The sequence below is a fragment of the Pseudomonas farris genome (genome assembly GCF_019145235.1).
Classification (GTDB): Bacteria; Pseudomonadota; Gammaproteobacteria; order Pseudomonadales; family Pseudomonadaceae; genus Aquipseudomonas; species Aquipseudomonas farris.
In genome coordinates this window covers 215,625-234,202 of record NZ_JAHSTV010000008.1, presented here as the reverse complement: position 1 = coordinate 234,202, position 18,578 = coordinate 215,625, and the positions used below count along the sequence as shown (strand labels likewise).

At 60.8% G+C, this 18,578-nt stretch carries 19 protein-coding genes; 14 read left to right on the top strand and 5 right to left on the bottom strand.

Annotated features, from left to right (window positions below):
* Positions 1-251: 251 nt before the first annotated feature.
* From mdcA to madM, 9 genes are all read left to right on the top strand, one after another.
* The gene (gene mdcA / locus KVG95_RS18535) at positions 252-1,922 is read left to right on the top strand and encodes a malonate decarboxylase subunit alpha (protein WP_217857460.1); all 1,671 of its coding nucleotides are present in this window, start codon (positions 252-254) and stop codon (positions 1,920-1,922) included.
* A complete protein-coding gene (locus KVG95_RS18530) occupies positions 1,922-2,797 on the top strand; it encodes a triphosphoribosyl-dephospho-CoA synthase (protein ID WP_217857459.1) in 876 nt (291 codons plus the stop codon). The genes mdcA and KVG95_RS18530 overlap by 1 nt, the downstream gene beginning before the upstream one ends.
* Positions 2,797-3,096, top strand: coding sequence for a malonate decarboxylase subunit delta (locus KVG95_RS18525; protein ID WP_217857458.1), 300 nt, complete (start codon positions 2,797-2,799; stop codon positions 3,094-3,096). Before KVG95_RS18530 ends, KVG95_RS18525 begins: the two co-directional genes overlap by 1 nt.
* Positions 3,089-3,940: a biotin-independent malonate decarboxylase subunit beta gene (locus tag KVG95_RS18520; protein ID WP_217857457.1), complete on the top strand. Its 852-nt coding sequence runs from the start codon at positions 3,089-3,091 to the stop codon at positions 3,938-3,940. The genes KVG95_RS18525 and KVG95_RS18520 overlap by 8 nt, the downstream gene beginning before the upstream one ends.
* A complete protein-coding gene (gene mdcE / locus KVG95_RS18515) occupies positions 3,937-4,740 on the top strand; it encodes a biotin-independent malonate decarboxylase subunit gamma (protein ID WP_217857456.1) in 804 nt (267 codons plus the stop codon). Before KVG95_RS18520 ends, mdcE begins: the two co-directional genes overlap by 4 nt.
* Complete coding sequence (locus tag KVG95_RS18510; protein WP_217857455.1) at positions 4,734-5,354, top strand: malonate decarboxylase holo-ACP synthase; 621 nt, start codon at positions 4,734-4,736, stop codon at positions 5,352-5,354. Before mdcE ends, KVG95_RS18510 begins: the two co-directional genes overlap by 7 nt.
* Entirely contained in the window at positions 5,351-6,262 is a 912-nt protein-coding gene (mdcH, locus tag KVG95_RS18505) for a malonate decarboxylase subunit epsilon (RefSeq protein ID WP_217857454.1), read from the top strand. Before KVG95_RS18510 ends, mdcH begins: the two co-directional genes overlap by 4 nt.
* 66 nt (positions 6,263-6,328) lie before the next feature.
* The gene (gene madL / locus KVG95_RS18500; protein WP_007897996.1) at positions 6,329-6,745 is read left to right on the top strand and encodes a malonate transporter subunit MadL; all 417 of its coding nucleotides are present in this window, start codon (positions 6,329-6,331) and stop codon (positions 6,743-6,745) included.
* A 1-nt stretch (position 6,746) separates the two neighbouring features.
* Positions 6,747-7,511 carry a malonate transporter subunit MadM gene (madM, locus tag KVG95_RS18495; RefSeq protein WP_038981001.1) on the top strand — a complete coding sequence of 255 codons (765 nt, stop codon included), beginning with the start codon at positions 6,747-6,749 and terminating at the stop codon, positions 7,509-7,511.
* 111 nt (positions 7,512-7,622) lie between these two features.
* On the opposite strand, the gene KVG95_RS18490 is transcribed toward madM, so the two are convergent.
* Complete coding sequence (locus tag KVG95_RS18490) at positions 7,623-8,537, bottom strand: LysR family transcriptional regulator (protein ID WP_217857453.1); 915 nt, start codon at positions 8,535-8,537, stop codon at positions 7,623-7,625.
* A 157-nt stretch (positions 8,538-8,694) separates the two neighbouring features.
* On the opposite strand from KVG95_RS18490, the gene trhA reads away from it, so the two are divergent.
* Entirely contained in the window at positions 8,695-9,312 is a 618-nt protein-coding gene (gene trhA, locus KVG95_RS18485; RefSeq protein ID WP_217857452.1) for a PAQR family membrane homeostasis protein TrhA, read from the top strand.
* 59 nt (positions 9,313-9,371) lie between these two features.
* Here trhA and KVG95_RS18480 read toward each other — a convergent pair whose 3' ends face one another.
* On the bottom strand, positions 9,372-10,334 hold the full coding sequence (locus KVG95_RS18480) for a LysR family transcriptional regulator (protein ID WP_217857451.1): 963 nt from the start codon (positions 10,332-10,334) through the stop codon (positions 9,372-9,374).
* A gap of 107 nt (positions 10,335-10,441) precedes the next feature.
* On the opposite strand from KVG95_RS18480, the gene KVG95_RS18475 reads away from it, so the two are divergent.
* The 3 genes from KVG95_RS18475 to KVG95_RS18465 are packed head-to-tail and all read left to right on the top strand — an operon-like array spanning position 10,442 to position 12,983.
* Entirely contained in the window at positions 10,442-11,683 is a 1,242-nt protein-coding gene (locus tag KVG95_RS18475; RefSeq protein WP_217857450.1) for a D-amino acid dehydrogenase, read from the top strand.
* Positions 11,684-11,701: 18 nt separating this feature from the next.
* Positions 11,702-12,052: a RidA family protein gene (locus KVG95_RS18470; RefSeq protein ID WP_217857449.1), complete on the top strand. Its 351-nt coding sequence runs from the start codon at positions 11,702-11,704 to the stop codon at positions 12,050-12,052.
* Positions 12,053-12,080: 28 nt separating this feature from the next.
* The gene (locus tag KVG95_RS18465) at positions 12,081-12,983 is read left to right on the top strand and encodes a transporter substrate-binding domain-containing protein (protein WP_007898005.1); all 903 of its coding nucleotides are present in this window, start codon (positions 12,081-12,083) and stop codon (positions 12,981-12,983) included.
* Between the two features lie 132 nt (positions 12,984-13,115).
* Here the strand turns inward: KVG95_RS18465 and KVG95_RS18460 are convergent, their stop codons facing one another.
* Both KVG95_RS18460 and KVG95_RS18455 read right to left on the bottom strand, forming a co-directional pair.
* On the bottom strand, positions 13,116-13,835 hold the full coding sequence (locus KVG95_RS18460) for a 16S rRNA (uracil(1498)-N(3))-methyltransferase (protein WP_217857448.1): 720 nt from the start codon (positions 13,833-13,835) through the stop codon (positions 13,116-13,118).
* Positions 13,836-13,973: 138 nt separating this feature from the next.
* Positions 13,974-15,380, bottom strand: coding sequence for an adenosylmethionine--8-amino-7-oxononanoate transaminase (locus tag KVG95_RS18455; RefSeq protein ID WP_217857447.1), 1,407 nt, complete (start codon positions 15,378-15,380; stop codon positions 13,974-13,976).
* 222 nt (positions 15,381-15,602) lie between these two features.
* Here KVG95_RS18455 and KVG95_RS18450 point away from each other — a divergent pair, with 222 nt between their 5' ends.
* Positions 15,603-17,378: a flavin monoamine oxidase family protein gene (locus KVG95_RS18450; protein WP_217857446.1), complete on the top strand. Its 1,776-nt coding sequence runs from the start codon at positions 15,603-15,605 to the stop codon at positions 17,376-17,378.
* A gap of 96 nt (positions 17,379-17,474) precedes the next feature.
* Here the strand turns inward: KVG95_RS18450 and KVG95_RS18445 are convergent, their stop codons facing one another.
* Positions 17,475-18,404 (bottom strand): YncE family protein, encoded by a 930-nt coding sequence (locus KVG95_RS18445; protein WP_217857445.1) that lies wholly within the window; start codon positions 18,402-18,404, stop codon positions 17,475-17,477.
* Positions 18,405-18,578 lie beyond the last annotated feature (174 nt).

The following is an 18,578-nucleotide window of genomic DNA, read 5'->3' as shown; positions in this document are numbered from 1 at the left end:
GAAAACTGCGGGGATTGTTCTGGCCCCTTCGCGAGCAAGCCCGCTCCCACAGGTATTGTGGGTGACTCAGAATTTGAGCAAGGCACGGACACTGTGGGAGCGGGCTTGCTCGCGAAGGCGGTCGGCACGGGCAACGAATCCCTCCCGCCAACCATTACCCTGACCGTAACGATCCAACACTCTGCTTGATTGATGCCCCCCACCCAACGCTCCTAAGGTGACTCCCACGACAGCGAACCCGTGGAGTGGTCATGACAACAACAATATCCCCCGACTCGCGATGGACGCGGCGGCGCAGCGAAAAGCAGCGGCGTCTCGAGCTGGTGCGGGGTTTCGCCGACGGTGTGGTGTTGCCCACCGACAAGATCGTTGCGGCGCTGGAGGCGTTGATTCTGCCTGGCGACCGTGTGGTGCTGGAGGGCAATAACCAGAAACAGGCGGATTTCCTTTCCCGTTCCTTGGCCAAGACCGATCCGGGCAAGCTGCATGACTTGCACATGATCATGCCCAGCGTCGGGCGTTCCGAGCACCTGGACCTGTTCGAGCGCGGTATCGCCCGCAAGCTCGATTTCTCTTTTGCCGGCACCCAGAGCCTGCGCATCAGTCAGTTGCTCGAAGACGGTTTGCTGGAAATCGGCGCGATCCACACCTACATCGAGCTCTATGCGCGGCTGGTGGTGGACTTGATCCCGAACGTCGTGCTTTCGGCCGGTTTCATGGCCGACCGCGCGGGCAACATCTACACCGGCCCGAGTACCGAAGACACCCCCGCGTTGATCGAACCTGCCGCCTTCAGCGACGGCATCGTCATCGTCCAGGTCAATCAATTGGTGGACGATGTCAGCGAACTGCCCCGCGTCGATATCCCTGCGTCCTGGGTCGATTTTGTGGTGGTGGCCGACAAGCCGTTCTACATCGAACCGCTGTTCACCCGCGACCCACGACACATCAAGCCTGTGCACGTGTTGATGGCGATGATGGCGATCCGCGGGATCTACGAAAAACACAACGTTCAATCGCTCAACCACGGCATTGGTTTCAACACCGCGGCCATCGAACTGATCCTGCCGACCTACGGCGAATCCCTCGGTTTGAAGGGCAAGATCTGCCGCAACTGGACGCTCAATCCTCACCCAACCCTGATCCCGGCCATCGAAAGTGGCTGGGTCGAAAGCGTGCATTGTTTCGGCACTGAGCTGGGCATGGAAAACTACATCGCCGCTCGACCGGATGTGTTCTTCACCGGCCGCGACGGCTCGCTGCGTTCCAACCGGATGTTCTGCCAACTGGCCGGGCAATATGCGGTGGACCTGTTCATCGGCGCGACCCTGCAAGTCGACGGCGACGGCCATTCCTCCACCGTGACTCGTGGACGGCTGGCCGGTTTCGGTGGTGCGCCGAACATGGGTCACGACCCGCGCGGTCGCCGCCATGGCACGCCGGCCTGGCTCGACATGCGTCACGACGATGCACCCGAAGCGCTGCTGGAACGCGGTAAAAAACTCGTGGTGCAAATGGTCGAGACCTTCCAGGAGGGCGGCAAACCGACCTTCGTCGAAACCCTCGACGCGGTGGAGGTGGCGAAGAAAAGCGGCATGCCGCTGGCGCCGATCATGATCTATGGCGACGACGTCACCCATCTGCTCACCGAAGAAGGCATCGCCTATTTGTACAAGGCCCGTTCCCTCGAAGAACGTCAGGCGATGATCGCCGCCGTCGCCGGGGTGACCGCCATCGGCCTGCGCCACAACCCGAAAGACACCGCCCGCATGCGCCGCGAAGGCCTGATCGCCTTGCCCGAAGACCTCGGCATCCGCCGCACTGACGCCACCCGCGAGCTGCTCGCAGCGAAAAGCGTGGCCGATCTGGTGGAGTGGTCCGGTGGCCTCTACAACCCGCCCGCCAAGTTCAGGAGCTGGTAATGCACGCATTCAACCTGCAACCGAAACCTTTAACCCTGACTGAGCGGCTGGCGGATCTCGCGGTGGACGCGCTGATCGACGAAGCGGATCTGTCGCCGAAACCGGCGCTGGTCGACCGTCGCGGCAATGGTGCGCACATCGATTTACACCTGAACCTGATGCACGCCTCGGCGCTGTCGTTGTGGCCGGCGTTCAAGGCAATGGCAGAAGCGGCCATAGAGTTTGGCGAAGTCGGTTTACCCCTGCGCGAAGCCCTCGGGCGGATTGGGCGTGACGGTGAGCAAACGATGCTCGCCACCACCAACGGTGTGAATACTCATCGTGGGGCGATCTGGGCGTTGGGGCTGTTGGTCGCTGCGGCGGCGCTGGAGTGCACGAATACCAAAGCAAGCGCCGTGACCTTGCGCGCTGCACGTCTGGCCTTGCTCGACGACCGTTACGCGCCGCGTCCTCTGAGCCATGGCGCCCAAGTCGCCCAGCGTTACGGCGCTCGCGGTGCACGCGAAGAAGCACAGCTTGGTTTCCCTGCAGTGATTCAACGCGCACTGCCGCAACTCAAACTCAGCCGTGCCGCCGGCCATGGCGAACAGAACGCTCGGCTCGACGCCTTGCTGGCGATCATGACCCATCTCTCCGATACCTGCGTGCTCTACCGCGCGGGCGAGCAAGGCCTGCAGACCATGCAACTCGGCGCCCAAGCAGTGCTCGACGCCGGCGGCAGTGCGAGCCTGACCGGCCGTCGCCGTTTGCATGAGCTGGACCAACAATTAATCGCGTTGAATGCCTCGCCCGGCGGCGCTGCGGACTTGCTCGCAGCCTGCCTGTTTATCGACCGTATCGACTCGGGCGACGGCATCTTCCAGGGAGCGTTTTGATGGAAACCTTATCCTTTGAATTCCCCGCCGGGCAGCCGCCACGGGGCAGGGCGCTGGTGGGCTGCGTAGGCTCGGGCGATCTGGAAGTGCTGATCGAACCGGGGATGGCCGGCAAGCTGACGATCCAGGTGCAGACCTCGGTCAACGGCAGTGAACAACGCTGGCAGCATCTGTTCGCGCGGATGTTCGACGGCCAGACACTGCCCGCGATGGCGATTGATATCCACGATTTCGGCGCCACTCCCGGCGTGGTGCGTTTGCGCCTGGAACAAGGCTTCGAGGAGATCAGTCATGACTGACAGCGCAGCGCTTCTCAACAAACACAGTTTCGTCGAACTCGGCGCCCGGCAACGAGCGAAAGCCTTGCTCGACGCGGGTACTTTTCGTGAACTGCTCGACCCGTTTCAGCGCGTCATGTCGCCATGGCTGTCACGCCAGGGCGTGGTGCCGCAAGCCGATGACGGCGTGGTGATCGCCAAGGGCTGCCTCGGTGGTTTGCCGGTGGTGATCGCGGCCATCGAAGGTGCGTTTCAGGGGGGCAGCCTGGGTGAAGTCGGCGGGGCGAAGATTGCCGGTGCGCTGGAACTGGCCGCCGAGGACAACCGTAAAGGCATTCCCACTCGCGCCGTGTTGCTGCTGGAAACCGGTGGCGTGCGTTTGCAGGAGGCCAACCTCGGGTTGGCGGCGATTGCCGATATTCATGCGGCGATTGTCGATTTACGCCAGTACCAGCCAGTAGTCGGCGTAGTCGCCGGCAGCGTCGGTTGCTTTGGCGGCATGTCGATTGCCGCCGGGTTGTGCAGCTATTTGCTGGTGACTCAGGAAGCGCGCCTTGGCCTCAACGGCCCCCAAGTGATCGAGCAGGAAGCCGGACTTGAGGAATACGACTCCCGTGACCGGCCGTTTATCTGGAGCCTGACCGGTGGCGAGCAACGGTTCGCCAGTGGACTGGTGGATCGCTATGTCGCTGACGACGTGGCGCAGATTCAGCAGCAGGTTAGCGAGTTGCTCCAGCAGGGTTTGTCGGCGCAGCAACGCAGTCGCCAGGCCGAATGGTTCCTACAACGGCTGGCCAGCCTGGACACCGAACCACAAATCGAGCCGTCGACGGTTCGCGATCTGTATCAAGGAGAGCGCTCATGAGTTCGTATTCCCTGAGAGGCTTGAACTGGTTCAACGCCCTGAGTGCCGGCGCGAAACCGGTCGAGGGTTTACCGGCGTCGTTGAAAGTCGCCGATGGTTTATTGGGTGAGCAGCCTGCGCGTTTTATCGCGGTGGTGGCCGATCCCGACAACCGCTTCGTCCGCGCCCGCAATGGCGAGGTCGGTTTGCTGGAAGGCTGGGGCCTGGCCAAAGCGGTGGATGACGTTATTGCTGCGGATAACGACAAACCTCAAAAACGCGCCTTGATCGCCATTGTCGATGTGCCGAGCCAGGCTTACGGCCGACGCGAAGAAGCCCTCGGCATTCATCAGGCCTTGGCCGGTGCGGCGGACAGTTATGCCCGCGCCCGACTGGCCGGGCATGCGGTGATTGGTTTGCTGGTGGGCAAGGCGATGTCCGGGGCGTTTCTCGCTCATGGTTATCAGGCCAACCGGCTGATCGCGCTGCGCGATCCGGGCGTGATGGTGCATGCGATGGGCAAGGCGTCGGCGGCGCGGGTGACATTGCGCAGTGTCGAAGAACTTGAAGCCTTGGCCGCCAGCGTGCCGCCGATGGCCTATGACATCGACAGCTTTGCCAGCCTGGGTTTGCTTTGGGAAACCTTGTCGGTGGATCAGATCGAACAACCGACGACGGCGGATCTGGCGCGGGTGAACGAGTGTCTGGTTCAGGCGATTGAGGATGTCGAGGCAGGTCGTCGCGATTTGAGCGGCCGCTTGGGTGCGAACAATCGCGCCGCGTCGAGCAAGGTTCGCCAACTGCTGAGAGAGCAGTGGTGAACACGCTTCTGGCCCACGACCTGCTGTGGGGGATGACCCCGGAGCAGTTGCCTGCGGATGCGCCTGCGTGGGTGATCGAGTCGATCAGCGCGGGTCAGCCGGTGGTGGTTCGGCGCGCGATAACTGCGCCGGATCAAATCGCGGTCGGCGTGCGCGGACGCTTGCGTGAACAGCGTTATGCAACGTCGATGGCGATCAGAGCGATTTCGCGTCGGGTAAGGCCGGAAGAGCTGTGTCATGTCGAGACGGTTCGGGATCTGCCGGCGTTGCGAGCGCTGGCGCAACTGCGGCCGATACTCGACACCTGCGGTTGGGTGTGGGGTGTCAGCGGCAGCGCCGGGTTTGAATTGGCCAGCGGTTTTGCGGCGTTGCATGAGCGCAGCGATCTCGATTTGATTCTGCGTACACCGCAACCGTTGAGCCGACTTCAAGCGCAAGAGTTGGTGACGCTTCTCGGCACCGCTGAATGTCTGGTCGACATGCAATTGCAGACGCCGAATGGCGCCGTGGCTCTGCGCGAATGGGCCGGCCCGTCGCAACGGGTGCTGCTCAAAAACGCTCAGGTCGCCTGCCTGGTCACCGATCCCTGGAACCCGCAGGAGCAAGCAGCGTGAGCAGTTTGCTGGTGTTTCCCGGCCAAGGCGCGCAGCAACCGGGCATGCTCCATCGTTTGCCTCGGGAAACGCTGATCGAGGCGAGCGAGGTGCTGGGTGAAGATGTTTTGTTGCTCGATTCTGCCGAGGCGTTGCAGTCGACGAGGGCGGTTCAGCTGTGCCTGCTGATCGCCGGAGTGGCCGCTTCACGTCAGTTGTTATTGAGCGTGGATTACGTGGCCGGATTGTCCATCGGCGCCTACCCGGCGGCGGTGGTCGCCGGCGCCTTGAGCTTCAGTGATGCACTGCATCTGGTCAGCCTGCGCGGCGAACTGATGCAGCAGGCTTATCCTCAGGGCTATGGCATGACCGCGATCATCGGTCTGGATCTGGCGACGGTGGAAGGTTTGCTGGCGCAGGTTCATAGCCTCTACACGCCGGTTTACCTGGCCAACATCAACGCCGATAACCAAGTGGTCATTGCCGGCAGCGATGGTGCGATGAAAGCCGTTGCCGAGGTGGCGAAAGGTTGTGGCGCCGGTCTGGCCAAACGTCTGGCTATCAGCGTGCCGTCCCACTGTCCGCTGCTGGAAGCTCCGGCGAAAATCCTGGCCGAAGCCTTCGCCAAGGTGCAATTGAAAACGCCGATTCTGGGTTATCTGAGCGGCAGTCGCGCCCGGCCTGTTATCAATCCCGAGGCGTTACGCGACGACCTGGCCTTCAACATGTGCCGCGTGGTGGATTGGCGCGGCACGGTGCAAAGCGCTTACGAGCGTGGCGTACGTCTACAGATCGAACTGCCGCCCGGTGCGGTGTTGACCGGATTGGCGCGCCGGGTGTTCGAGCAGGGCACCGTGATTGCCTTCGACGGTGCGCGGCTTGATACCTTGCAGGCGCTGTTGCGTGAGGAGGGAAGCCGCCAACCCTAGATCACCGACTCAGGCTGCGAACGACAAAAACAACAATTCCGACGATGCACTTTGAGGACTACAACAATGATTATTTACGGTGTGGCGCTGTTGGCGATCTGTACGCTGGCAGGGGTGATCATGGGTGACATGCTCGGCGCGTTGCTGGGCGTGAAATCCAACGTTGGCGGGGTCGGGATCGCGATGATCCTGCTGATTTGCGCGCGATTGTGGATGCAAAAACGTGGCGGCATGACCAAGGATTGCGAGATGGGCGTCGGCTTCTGGGGCGCCATGTACATTCCGGTAGTGGTGGCGATGGCCGCGCAACAGAACGTTGTTACCGCTCTGCATGGCGGCCCGGTGGCGGTGTTGGCGGCGATCGGTTCGGTGGTGCTCTGCGGCTGCACCATTGCGCTGATCAGCCGGACCCACAAAGGCGAACCCTTGCCCGATGAACCGGCGGACATAACGTCGGTTGGCGCACCGGCAGGAGGTCGCTGATATGTGGGATCTCATCGAGAAAGGTCTGGAACATAACGGGTTGGTGACAGCGTTCGCGTTCGTTGGCGTGATCATGTGGGTGTCGGTGGTGTTGTCCAAACGCCTGACCTTCGGACGAATTCACGGCTCGGCGATTGCCATCGTCATCGGCCTGGTGCTGGCCTGGGTCGGCGGTACCATGACCGGCGGGCAAAAAGGCCTGGCGGATTTGTCGCTGTTTTCCGGCATTGGTTTGATGGGCGGTGCGATGTTGCGTGACTTCGCCATCGTTGCCACGGCGTTTGAGGTGCAGGCCACCGAAGCGAAAAAGGCCGGGATGATTGGCGTCATCGCGCTGCTGCTGGGCACGATCCTGCCATTCATTGTCGGGGCGAGCATTGCCTGGGTATTCGGTTATCGCGATGCGGTGAGCATGACCACCATTGGCGCGGGCGCGGTGACTTATATCGTCGGGCCAGTGACCGGGGCCGCGATTGGTGCCACGTCCGATGTGATGGCGTTGTCGATTGCCACCGGGCTGATCAAGGCGATTCTGGTGATGGTCGGTACGCCGATGGCTGCGCGCTGGATGGGGCTGGATAACCCTCGCTCGGCGATGGTGTTTGGCGGCTTGGCCGGGACTGTCAGCGGTGTGACCGCCGGATTGGCGGCGACGGATCGGCGGCTGGTGCCGTATGGCGCGTTGACGGCGACGTTCCACACCGGGCTTGGGTGCTTGCTTGGGCCTTCGTTGCTGTACTTCATTGTTCGCGGGATTGTGGGGTAAGGATTTGGTTCTTTGTTGAAAGTACCACCGCCTTCGCGAGCAAGCCCGCTCCCACATTGGAATGCATTTCCCTGTGGGAGCGGGCTTGCTCGCGAAGGGCGCGACACGGTCTCAGGCCTGCCGATTGGCATACATCCGACACTCCGCCAGCAACGCCAGCAAATTCGGGTCACGCTCCTTGGCCTTCAGAAACACCACGCCGATGTGCTGCTGCAACCGATACTTTTCCTGCAACGGAATCAGCTTCACCCGGTTCTCATACACCGCCGCAATCCTTCCCGGCAGCAACGCATAACCGACCCCGGAGCTGACCATGCTCAGCAGGGTGAAGATGTCGTTGACCTGCATCGCCACCTTCGGCTCGAACCCCGCCTGTTTGAACACCCGAATACCGTCCTGGTGTGTGGCGAAGCCTTGGGTCAAGGTGATGAATGTCTCGTCGCGCACCTCGGCCAGATCGACTTCGGTCCGCTGGGCAAAGGGCGAATCAGCTGGGGTGGCGAGGAAGATGTCATCGGAAAACAGCGGAATATGCTCGCAGTCCGGGTCATTCACGCTGTCATCCAGCGACACCAGGATCGCGTCGACTTCCATGTTCTTGAGCTTGTACAACAGGTCGATGTTCGAGCCCAGGATCAGGTCGATATTGAGTTCACTGCGGCGGATTTTCAGGCCCATGATCAACTGCGGGACGGTCTTCACCGTCAGCGAATACAGTGACCCAAGCTTGAAGCGCTCAGCCGAGAACCCGGCCGCTTCGCGGGTCAGGCGCACGCTTTCGAGCACGTCCTGAATCAGCTTCTGCGCCCGTTCTTCCAGCACATAAGCGCTTTCGAGTGGGGTCAGGTTGCGGCCTTCGTGTTTGAATAGCGGGCAACGCAGGGCGCTTTCCAGAGAATGGATGGCGCGATGCACGCTAACGTTGCTGGTTTGCAACTCGGCGGCGGCGCGGGCCAAGTTGCCGGTGCGCATGAAGGCCAGGAACACCTCGAGTTTTTTCAGGGTCAACTCTTCATCGATCAACATGGGCGTGACTCTTATTCGAATCGCTCGATTGTGCCCAATTGGCTGACGTTTGGCTCGATGGCTTTTTGTAGGAGTGGCGCTATACGGAAACATTGCGCTTTTAACCTTGAGGCCTGAGCCTTGCACGCTGCGGTAACGAATTTGAGGTGAGCAACACATGTATCACGGGGAAAGATTGAATGCCTGGACGCATCTGGTCGGGGCGGTGGCGGCGTTTGTCGGGGGCGTGTGGCTGCTGGTGATCGCCAGTATGGACGGCAGCCCGTGGAAGATCGTCAGCGTGGCAATTTACGCGTTCACCTTGCTGGTGCTCTACAGCGCCTCGACCGTTTACCACAGCGTGCGCGGGCGCAAGAAAACGATCATGCAGAAGGTCGATCACTTTTCGATCTACCTGCTGATTGCCGGCAGTTACACGCCGTTCTGCCTGGTGACCCTGCGCGGGCCGTGGGGCTGGACGTTGTTCGGGATTGTCTGGGGGCTGGCGCTGATAGGCATCCTGCAAGAGATCAAACCGCGCTCGGAAGCGCGGATTCTGTCGATCGTGATTTACGCAGTAATGGGCTGGATCGTGCTGGTGGCGGTCAAGCCGTTACTGGCGGCGCTGGGGCCAGTCGGCTTTACCTGGCTGGCGTCGGGCGGGGTGTTGTACACCGTGGGGATAGTTTTTTTTGCCCTCGATAATCGCTTGCGGCATGCGCATGGGGTCTGGCATCTGTTTGTGATTGCCGGGAGCGCGCTGCACTTTGTGGCGATTCTGTTTTATGTCTTGTAGATCGCGTTGCAGCTATTTGCAAAACCTGTGGGAGCGAGCCTGCTCGCGAAAGCGTCAGGTCAGTCGACATCATCGCTGACTGATCCACCGCATTCGCGAGCAGGCTCGCTCCCACAGGGACACAGGCGATCCAGTTGCGCCTGCGCCCGTCGGCTGAACACCTGCAACAAGTCGCTCAAGGTGTGTGGCGGCGGTTCGTCGGCGCGGGTGACTGCGTACAGGGTGATCGGTAGCGCCGGCGCCAGGGGGCGAATCGCTGTGGTGGCGGGGGACGCGCCGAGTGCGGTGAACGGGTCGATCACTGCTAGCCCGGCACCGGATTCAACCATCGCCCGCGCCAGCGAATAAGTCTGCACCGCGATGCGTACCTTTGGCGGCGGATCGACCGCCTCAAGGTAGCTGTCGAGTCTGGCGGCCAGCGGGTCGGCGCTGGACAAGCCGATCAGCGGCGCGCCGGCCAGTTCGATCAACGGCAGCGGTGTGCCGTGAGTATCGTCGGCCCAAAAGCCCTTCGGCGCCAGCGCCACCAGCATCCCACAGGCCAGGGCCTGCGCTTTCAGGCCCGGATGATCGGGCAGTTGCAACGTCAGGGCGACATCCACTTCGCGCATCAACAGGTTCTGCATCAGCTCGCGGCTGTGGGCGCTGGACAGTTCGCAGGCGATTTCCGGGTAGCGTTGCGTCCATTCGTTGATCGCTGGAGGCAGCAGCGACAAGGCCAGCGCCGGGATCGCGCCAATCCGTACGCTGTGGCCGGGCTCGCGGCGCAGGCTCTGGGCCAGACGTCGTACGCCTTGCAGGCTTTCGGTGACCTTGTCGACCTCGCGCTCAAGCTCCAGGGCTTCGGGCGTCGGCTGCAATTTACCGCGCACCCGCAGGAATAACGGAAAGCCCAATTGCTGTTCGGCGTGTTGCAGCACTTTGCTCACCGCCGGCTGCGACACGTGCAGCAACTGGGCGGCGCCACTGACCGAACCGGTCTGGCGAATGGCCTGAAAAATCTCGATGTGTCGCAGTCGCATGGCAAGTCCATAACCTTTGTTTATGGGTCAGGCATCTTTATGCATTGTTCAACGGCTGTCACCTGGTCCTAACCTGAAGCACGTTCCAACAACGCTTAAGGACAGACATGGCTCAGCGGGTTTGCATCATCGGTGGCGGCGTCATCGGGCTGACAACGGCTTACGCACTGGTTCGCGACGGCATCGACGTGACGCTGATCGAGGCCCGGGATTCGTTTGCCAGCGAAACCAGTTTCGCCAACGGCGGCCAGTTGTCCTACCGCTATGTCGCGCCACTGGCCGATGCTGGCGTACCGTTGCAGGCGCTGGGCTGGATGTTGCGCGGTGACTCGCCGTTGAAGCTGCGTCCGCGTTTGGACCCGGCCCAATGGCGCTGGGTGGCGTCCTTTCTGGCGTCCTGCCGTCGTTCGGTGAATCAGCGCAACGGCGCACACCTGCTGCGCCTGGCGCTGCTGAGCCAGGCCACGCTGCAAGGCTGGCGCGACGAAGACCGCCTCGACGGTTTCGATTGGCGGCGCAACGGCAAACTGGTGACGTTTCGTGAAGCCGCAAGCTTCGAGCATGCGCGCCAAGGGCTGGCTGATCCGCGACAGCAACAGGTGTTGTCCCGGGCCGAGTGCGCGCAACTAGAGCCGGCACTCGCCGAGGCGCCGTTTGTGGGCGCGATCTACACACCCGATGAAGAAGTCGCCGACTGCCATGCGTTCTGCCAGCAACTGGTGGCCCGGCTAAAGGCGTCGGGGCATTGCGAGTTTTTGCCGGGGCGCACGGTCACCGGCATTCGTCACGCGGACGGCGCGGTGCAGGCCATCGAAATGGACACGCAGATATTGCCGGTCGAGCAACTGGTGATCGCTGCCGGTCATCGCAGCCCGGCGCTGGCGTTGCCGGGCATGAACCTGCCGCTGTACCCGCTCAAGGGCTACAGCCTGAGCATGCCGATCCGCGCCGAACATCGCGCGCCGGAGCTGAGCATCACCGATTACAACCGCAAGATCGTTTACGCCCGCATCGGTGCACAACTGCGGGTGGCGGCGATGGTCGACATTGTCGGCTTCGACCCGGCGCTCGATCCCAAGCGTCTGGCGCTGATCAAACGCCAGGCGCAGGAAACCTTACCCAATGCCGGCGATTACGACGCCGCCATCGCGTGGGCCGGCATGCGCCCGGCGACCCCGAGCGGCGTGCCATTGATTGGCGCCACGGCGTACCGCAACCTCTGGCTCAACCTCGGCCATGGCGCCTTGGGTTTTACTCTGGCCTGCGGCAGCGCTCGGCTGCTGAGTGAGTTGATTGCCCGGCGCGTACCCTCGATCGAAATGCAGGGCCTCGCACCCCGCGTCGCCTGACTGGAAAAGGAAGAACCGATGAGCATCAAGCGTTTCAACAGCAACAGTCGACTCTCTGGCGCCGTGACCTTTGGCGAGCTGGTGTTTCTATCGGGACAGGTGCCGGGTGACAGCCGCGACGCTGCCGGCCAAACCGCAGAGGTGCTGGCGAAAATCGATGGATTGCTGGCCGAGGCTGGCAGCGACAAGGATCACTTGCTCAACGCAACCATTTACCTGAGTGACATTGGCCGCGATTTCGCCGCCATGAACGAGGTCTGGTCACAATGGCTGTCGCCGGATAAGGCGCCGACCCGCACCACATTGCAGGCGCAACTGGCCCGTCCAGAGGTTCTGGTGGAAATCACCGTGATCGCCGCGCGCTGTTAATTCGAACTACCCACAACGGAGAATAACAATGCAAAAAATCACGTTGATCGGCTGCACCCTTGGCCTGCTGCTCGCCAGTCAGGTCCAGGCCAACGAAGCGCCGCTGACCGGCACGCTGAACAAGGTCGCCAATGCCAAGAGCATCACGCTGGGTTATCGCGACGCGTCGGTGCCGTTCTCTTACGTGGGTGATCACACGGGGCAGCCGATGGGCTATTCGGTGGACCTGGCGAGCAAGATTGTCGAGCGCATCAAGCAAAAACTCGAGCTGCCGGATCTGCAGGTGAAGTACAACCTGGTGACCTCGCAAACACGCATTCCGCTGGTGCAGAACGGCACGGTCGATCTTGAATGCGGCTCGACCGGCGTGACCGCCGAACGCATGCAGCAAGTGGCGTTTTCCTACGGGTTCATCTACGTGAAGGGGCAATTGCTCACGGCGAAGGACAGCGGCATCAAAAGCTTCGCCGACCTGCGCGGCAAGAACGTTGTGACCACCGCCGGCACCACCAATGAGCGGTTTCTGAAGAGTTACAACGTCGATCACAAGATCGATATGTTCGTGATCAGCGCCAAGGACCACGGCGAAGCATTCCAGATGCTGCAGTCAGGGCGGGCGGCGGCGTTCTACATGGACGACGCGCTGCTTTACGGCGAACGGGCCAAGGCTCGCGATCCGCATAAGTGGGTCGTGGTGGGCGAGGAGCAATCCCGGGAAATCTACAGCTGCATGGTGCGCAAGGGCGATCCGCAATTTCTCGAATTGGTGAATTCGACGCTCGCTGATTTGTACAGCTCAGGGGAAATCAACGGCATCTACAACCGCTGGTTCCAGCAGCCGATTCCGCCTAAAGGTTTGAACCTTGAGTTTCCGATGACCAGCGAGTTGAAGGCGATTATCGCCAAGCCGGTGAGTGATCCGGTGCAGTAGTTCCTGAACGATCAGATTCTGTTTTGTGTCTTGTAGATCGCGTCGCCGGCCTTCGCGAGCAAGCCCGCTCCCACACTTGATCTGTGTCGTTCAGAGATCAAATGTGGGAGCGGGCTTGCTCGCGAAGAGGCCCTAGAAGTCGCCCCACAACTGCTGGGCTACCGCCAACGCCACCACCGGCGCGGTTTCAGTGCGCAACACGCGAGGGCCGAGGCGGGCGGCATGAAAGCCGCCGGCCTTGGCCTGCTCGACTTCAGCGTCGGACAACCCGCCTTCCGGGCCGATCAGAAACGCCAGTGTCGCCGGTTTCGCATGGCTCACCAGCGGCTCGGCCACCGGGTGCAGCACCAGCTTCAATTCGGCCTCCGTCTGCTTCAGCCAATCGGCCAACAGCAGCGGCGGATGAATCACAGGCACCGATGAGCGCCCGCACTGCTCGCAGGCGCTGATCGCCACCTGACGCCAGTGCATCAGGCGTTTGTCGGCGCGCTCGTCCTTGAGGCGGACTTCGCAGCGGTCGGTGAAGATCGGGGTGATTTCGCTGACGCCCAATTCGGTGGCTTTCTGAATCGCCCAGTCCATCCGCTCGCCACGGGACAAGCCCTGGCCGAGATGGACCGCCAGCGACGACTCGACCTGCCCGGCGAAGCTGTCATCGATGTTCACCACGACGCGCTTCTTGCCGACGTCCGCCAGCGTGCCGCGAAACTCATGGCCCGAGCCGTCGAACAATTGCACCGCATCACCCTCGGCCATGCGCAGCACGCGGCTGATGTAATGGGCCTGGGCCTCGGGAAGCTCGTGTTCGCCGATGCTCAAGGGGGCGTCGATAAAGAAGCGGGACAGTCTCATCAATGGTCTCTGTAATTCGTCTGAACTGATCGTTCCCACGCTCTGCGTGGGAATGCCTCACCGGACGCTCCGCGTCCGCTTTTGGGACGCAGAGCGTCCCCGGCTGCGTTCCCACGCAGAGCGTGGGAACGAGAGAAACTAGCCCGGATCACGGTAACCCGGATGAAAGTCCTGCGGCACTGCCACGCTGATGCTGTCACGGGTGGCGATGTCGATGCCTTCGCTGGCCACTTCGGCCAGAAAATCGATCTGCTCCGGGGTAATCACGTACGGCGGCAGGAAATACACCACGCTGCCCAACGGCCGCAATAAAGCACCACGCTCCAGCGCATGCTGGAACACCTTCAAACCGCGACGTTCCTGCCACGGATAAGCAGTCTTGCTGGCCTTGTCCTTGACCATCTCGATGGCCAGCACCATGCCGGTCTGGCGCACTTCGGCAACGTTCGGGTGATCGGCCAGGTGCGCGGTGGAGGAGGCCATACGTTGGGCCAGGGCCTTGTTGTTCTCGATGACGTTGTCTTCTTCGAAAATATCCAGCGTCGCCAATGCCGCCGCGCACGCCAGCGGATTGCCGGTGTAGCTGTGGGAATGCAGGAAGGCGCGCAGGGTCGGGTAGTCGTCGTAGAAAGCGCTGTAGACCTCATCGGTGGTCAGGCAGGCCGCCAACGGCAGGTAACCGCCGGTCAGGGCTTTGGACAAACAGAGGAAGTCCGGGCGGATGCCGGCCTGTTCGCAGGCGAACATCGTTCCGGTGCGGCCGAAGCCGACGGCGATTTCATCGTGGATCAGGTGCACGCCATAACGGTCGCAGGCTTCGCGCAGCAACTTCAGGTACACCGGGTGATACATGCGCATCCCGCCGGCGCCCTGAATCAGCGGCTCCAGAATCACGGCGGCCACGGTGTCGTGGTTGTCGGCCAGCGTCTGCTCCATGGCGACGAACATATTGCGCGAGTGTTCTTCCCAGCTCATGCCCTCGGGGCGCAGGTAGCAATCGGGGCTCGGCACCTTGATGGTGTCCATCAGCAGGGCTTTGTAGGTTTCGGTGAACAGCGGCACGTCGCCCACCGCCATCGCCGCCATGGTCTCGCCGTGGTAACCGTTGGTGAGGGTGACGAAGCGCTTCTTGTTCGGCTGGCCGCAGTTGAGCCAGTAGTGAAAGCTCATTTTCAGCGCGACTTCGATGCACGACGAACCGTTATCGGCGTAGAAGCACCGGGTCAGGCCTTCGGGCGTCATCTTCACCAGACGCTCCGACAGTTCGATCACCGGCTGATGGCTGAAACCGGCGAGGATCACGTGTTCCAGCTGATCGACCTGATCCTTGATGCGCTGGTTGATCCGCGGGTTGGCGTGACCGAACACGTTGACCCACCAGGAGCTGACCGCGTCGAGATAGCGTTTGCCTTCGAAGTCTTCCAGCCAGACGCCTTCGCCGCGTTTGATCGGGATCAGCGGCAGCTGTTCGTGGTCTTTCATCTGGGTGCAGGGATGCCACAACACCGCGAGATCGCGTTGCATCCACTGATTATTCAGGCCCATGTTCAGTCTCCTCGAGGCAGCTCGCTGGGTGCGCGGGCAAACAATCGCGCAAGCCTATGCAATGCGCGTCATCGGGACAACCCATTGTGTCGATTGAGCTACTTTGTATAAGGAGATAGACGTCGCTGGCGGCGTTTTGATGGCTGACGTATTCTTCGCGGTTCTTTGAGTCGTCTGACTCGTAAAACCGCTATTTCCTCGTGTATTTCCGGAGTTCGCTGAATGTCTGCTGGTTGGCTGCGCGCCTGTGCGCTGGTGATGTTGGGGCTGTTCAGCGTTTCGGCGCTGGCCAAGGATAAAACGGTGATCGTGATCGGCGGCGGGCTTTCGGGCCTCACCGCGGCGTACGAACTGCAGAACAAAGGCTGGCAGGTCACCCTGCTGGAAGCCAAGCCGACGTTGGGCGGTCGCTCCGGCATGGCCACCAGTGAGTGGATCGGCAACGACAAGACCCAACCGGTGCTGAACAAGTACGTCTCGACGTTCAAGCTGACCACCACGCCAGCCCCTGAATTCGTGCGGACCCCGAGCTACCTGATCGACGGTGAATATTTCACCGCCGCCGATCTGGCGACTAAACAGCCGGCCACCGCCGAAGCGCTGAAACGCTACGAAAAGACTTTGGATGATCTGGCGCGTTCGATTGAAGACCCGCAGAACCCGGCCGCCAACAGCACGCTGTTCGCCCTGGACCAGATCAACGTGTCCAACTGGCTCGATCGCTTGAATCTGCCAGCCACTGCGCGTCAGTTGGTGAATCAGCAGATTCGTACCCGCTATGACGAACCTTCGCGCCTGTCGCTGCTGTACTTCGCACAACAGAGCCGCGTCTACCGTGGCGTTGCCGACCGTGACCTGCGCGCCTCGCGTCTGCCTGGCGGCAGCCCGGTGCTGGCCCAGGCTTTCGTCAAGCAGCTGAAAACCATTAAGACCAGCTCCCCGGTTTCGGCCATCAGCCAGGACAAGGACGGCGTGACCGTCAAAGTCGGCAGTGTTGGCTATCAGGCGGACTACGTTGTGCTGGCCGTGCCGTTGCGTGCACTGAACAAGATCCAGATGACCCCGGCGCTGGATGCCCAGCACCTGGGCGCCATCAAAGGCACCAATTACGGCTGGCGTGACCAGATCATGCTGAAGTTCAAGACGCCGGTGTGGGAAAGCAAGGCGCGTATGTCTGGCGAGATCTACAGCAACACCGGTCTGGGCATGTTGTGGGTCGAGCCGGCCATGAAGGGCGGCGCCAACGTGGTGATCAACCTGTCCGGCGACAACGCGCGGGTGATGCAGGCTTTCGGCGACAAGCAGATGGTCGATCAGGTACTGATTCGTCTGCACGCCTTTTATCCACAGGCACGCGGTTCGTTCACCGGTTATGAAATCCGTCGCTACAGCACCGACCCGTCGATGGGTGGCGCTTACCTGGCCTTCGGCCCTGGCCAGATGAGCAAGTACTGGCGTCTGTGGGAACGCCCGCTGCAACGTGTAGCCTTTGCCGGCGAACACACCGATACCTTGTACCCAGGCACTCTGGAAGGCGCATTGCGCACCGGTCAGCGTGCAGCCAGTCAGGTAGAAGACCTGGCGGCAGGCAAGTCGTTTGAACCGGCGAAAGTTGTTCCGGCGGCGACCGCAGCAGCGGCCGGTGCAGTGGCGGCGAAGAAAGGCAACTTCTTCACCAACCTGTTCGGTGGCTCTGACGACAAACCGGCCCCGGCCAAGGCGCCGGAACCAGCGGCACCAGTTGCTCCGGCACCTGCCCCAGTACCTGTGCCGACTCCAGCGCCAGCACCGGTTGAGGCGCCGAAGCCTGCGGCACCGGTGAAAGCAGAGCCTGCCAAGAAAGCACCGGCCAAAGCGCCAGTGAAAAAGCCTGCTGCCAAAACCGAGACCAAAAAAACTCCGGCCAAGGCGACGGCGAAAAAGACTGAGCCGGTGAAGAAGCCAGCGGTCAGTACTGCTGCGAAGACCCCGGCGACAACTGAAACCAAGGCGCAGTAAGCGCTGGAATCAAAAAAAGCGCGGCAGTGATGCCGCGCTTTTTTTATGTCTTGCGTAGGTCGCCGGCTAAAGCCGGCTGCTGATTTTGCTTTGACGCTAAGCTAGATCGACCCTATGTACTTTGTCGCTTTGGTAGTCGCTGATATAGGCGCGGTTGCGTTGATCAATAACCATGTCATACGGTTCGGAAGCATCAGGAATGGAAACCCGGCGAACAATCTCATACGTGACGGTATTGATTTCAACGACCTCTTTTTTGGTTTGATCAACGGCATAAGCGTTTTTTTTGCCGAATACTATTTTCCCTTCGCAAGTCACAAAATCGAAATGCCTGGTGGTCGATAACTTAGGGTCCAGTACGGTCAGTTTTTGAGCGTCAAGACACACGATATACACTTCTCTGTCGTCGGGACTGACGGTAACCGCTGACGGATACTGTTCGGTTTTGATGATATCGAGGACTTTGAAAGTCTTGCTGCTGATGATCGTTAGTGCGTCCTGATAAGGGCCACCAGGAGAGTTTGTGCTGGAAATATAAAGACGCGAATCGTCCTGGCTGATATCCACACTTATGGAGGGAGAGGGTAATCCTCGCACTCTGCGCACCGCATAAGTGCGGGTATCAATAATTGCCAGCCACTCTTTATCTTGTCGAACGGTGACGTAAACATGCTTCCCGTCTCGGCTCACGACGATTCCCCGAGGATATCTTCCCACCGTGACGTTACCCACCGCATAGGTTTCAGTATCAATAACCGAAACCGAACTTGAACCGTAGTTGGTCACGTAAGCTCTTTTCCCTCCATGGGCCAGGACGATGTTTTGGGGATAATGCTCGACGGCGATGGTGCGGATTACCTTTCTGTTCCGGGTGTTGATCACTGACACATTGCCTGAAATGTAATTGCAAACAAAAACCCGTGATCCGTCGTTGTTGATGGCTATCCCTCGTGGCCCTTCCCCTACGGGTATCGAATTGGATAGGTTTCGCGTAGTCGCGGGGGATGAACTCGAATGGTGACTCATGGTAGAACTCCTGTTCAGACGCTCGGACAATCGCCCGAGATCAGGTTCATCAATGACCTGTAATGGTGGCTACTGTCAGATATGACAGTTCTGACGAGTGGTAAAGGCTTTTTGGAAGCGAATATGGGACAGCGTCTGTAGGTTTTTTCTTCTGGTTAACACTCACTTAACATC

What these genes read in the sequence shown, in the direction of transcription:
- mdcA (WP_217857460.1), top strand. Translation starts at nt 252, where the DNA reads ATGACAACAACAATATCCCCCGACTCGCGATGGACGCGGCGGCGCAGC.
- KVG95_RS18530 (WP_217857459.1), top strand. Translation starts at nt 1,922, where the DNA reads ATGCACGCATTCAACCTGCAACCGAAACCTTTAACCCTGACTGAGCGG.
- KVG95_RS18525 (WP_217857458.1), top strand. Translation starts at nt 2,797, where the DNA reads ATGGAAACCTTATCCTTTGAATTCCCCGCCGGGCAGCCGCCACGGGGC.
- KVG95_RS18520 (WP_217857457.1), top strand. Translation starts at nt 3,089, where the DNA reads ATGACTGACAGCGCAGCGCTTCTCAACAAACACAGTTTCGTCGAACTC.
- mdcE (WP_217857456.1), top strand. Translation starts at nt 3,937, where the DNA reads ATGAGTTCGTATTCCCTGAGAGGCTTGAACTGGTTCAACGCCCTGAGT.
- madL (WP_007897996.1), top strand. Translation starts at nt 6,329, where the DNA reads ATGATTATTTACGGTGTGGCGCTGTTGGCGATCTGTACGCTGGCAGGG.
- madM (WP_038981001.1), top strand. Translation starts at nt 6,747, where the DNA reads ATGTGGGATCTCATCGAGAAAGGTCTGGAACATAACGGGTTGGTGACA.
- KVG95_RS18490 (WP_217857453.1), bottom strand. Translation starts at nt 8,537, where the DNA reads ATGTTGATCGATGAAGAGTTGACCCTGAAAAAACTCGAGGTGTTCCTG.
- trhA (WP_217857452.1), top strand. Translation starts at nt 8,695, where the DNA reads ATGTATCACGGGGAAAGATTGAATGCCTGGACGCATCTGGTCGGGGCG.
- KVG95_RS18480 (WP_217857451.1), bottom strand. Translation starts at nt 10,334, where the DNA reads ATGCGACTGCGACACATCGAGATTTTTCAGGCCATTCGCCAGACCGGT.
- KVG95_RS18475 (WP_217857450.1), top strand. Translation starts at nt 10,442, where the DNA reads ATGGCTCAGCGGGTTTGCATCATCGGTGGCGGCGTCATCGGGCTGACA.
- KVG95_RS18470 (WP_217857449.1), top strand. Translation starts at nt 11,702, where the DNA reads ATGAGCATCAAGCGTTTCAACAGCAACAGTCGACTCTCTGGCGCCGTG.
- KVG95_RS18465 (WP_007898005.1), top strand. Translation starts at nt 12,081, where the DNA reads ATGCAAAAAATCACGTTGATCGGCTGCACCCTTGGCCTGCTGCTCGCC.
- KVG95_RS18460 (WP_217857448.1), bottom strand. Translation starts at nt 13,835, where the DNA reads ATGAGACTGTCCCGCTTCTTTATCGACGCCCCCTTGAGCATCGGCGAA.
- KVG95_RS18455 (WP_217857447.1), bottom strand. Translation starts at nt 15,380, where the DNA reads ATGGGCCTGAATAATCAGTGGATGCAACGCGATCTCGCGGTGTTGTGG.
- KVG95_RS18450 (WP_217857446.1), top strand. Translation starts at nt 15,603, where the DNA reads ATGTCTGCTGGTTGGCTGCGCGCCTGTGCGCTGGTGATGTTGGGGCTG.
- KVG95_RS18445 (WP_217857445.1), bottom strand. Translation starts at nt 18,404, where the DNA reads ATGAGTCACCATTCGAGTTCATCCCCCGCGACTACGCGAAACCTATCC.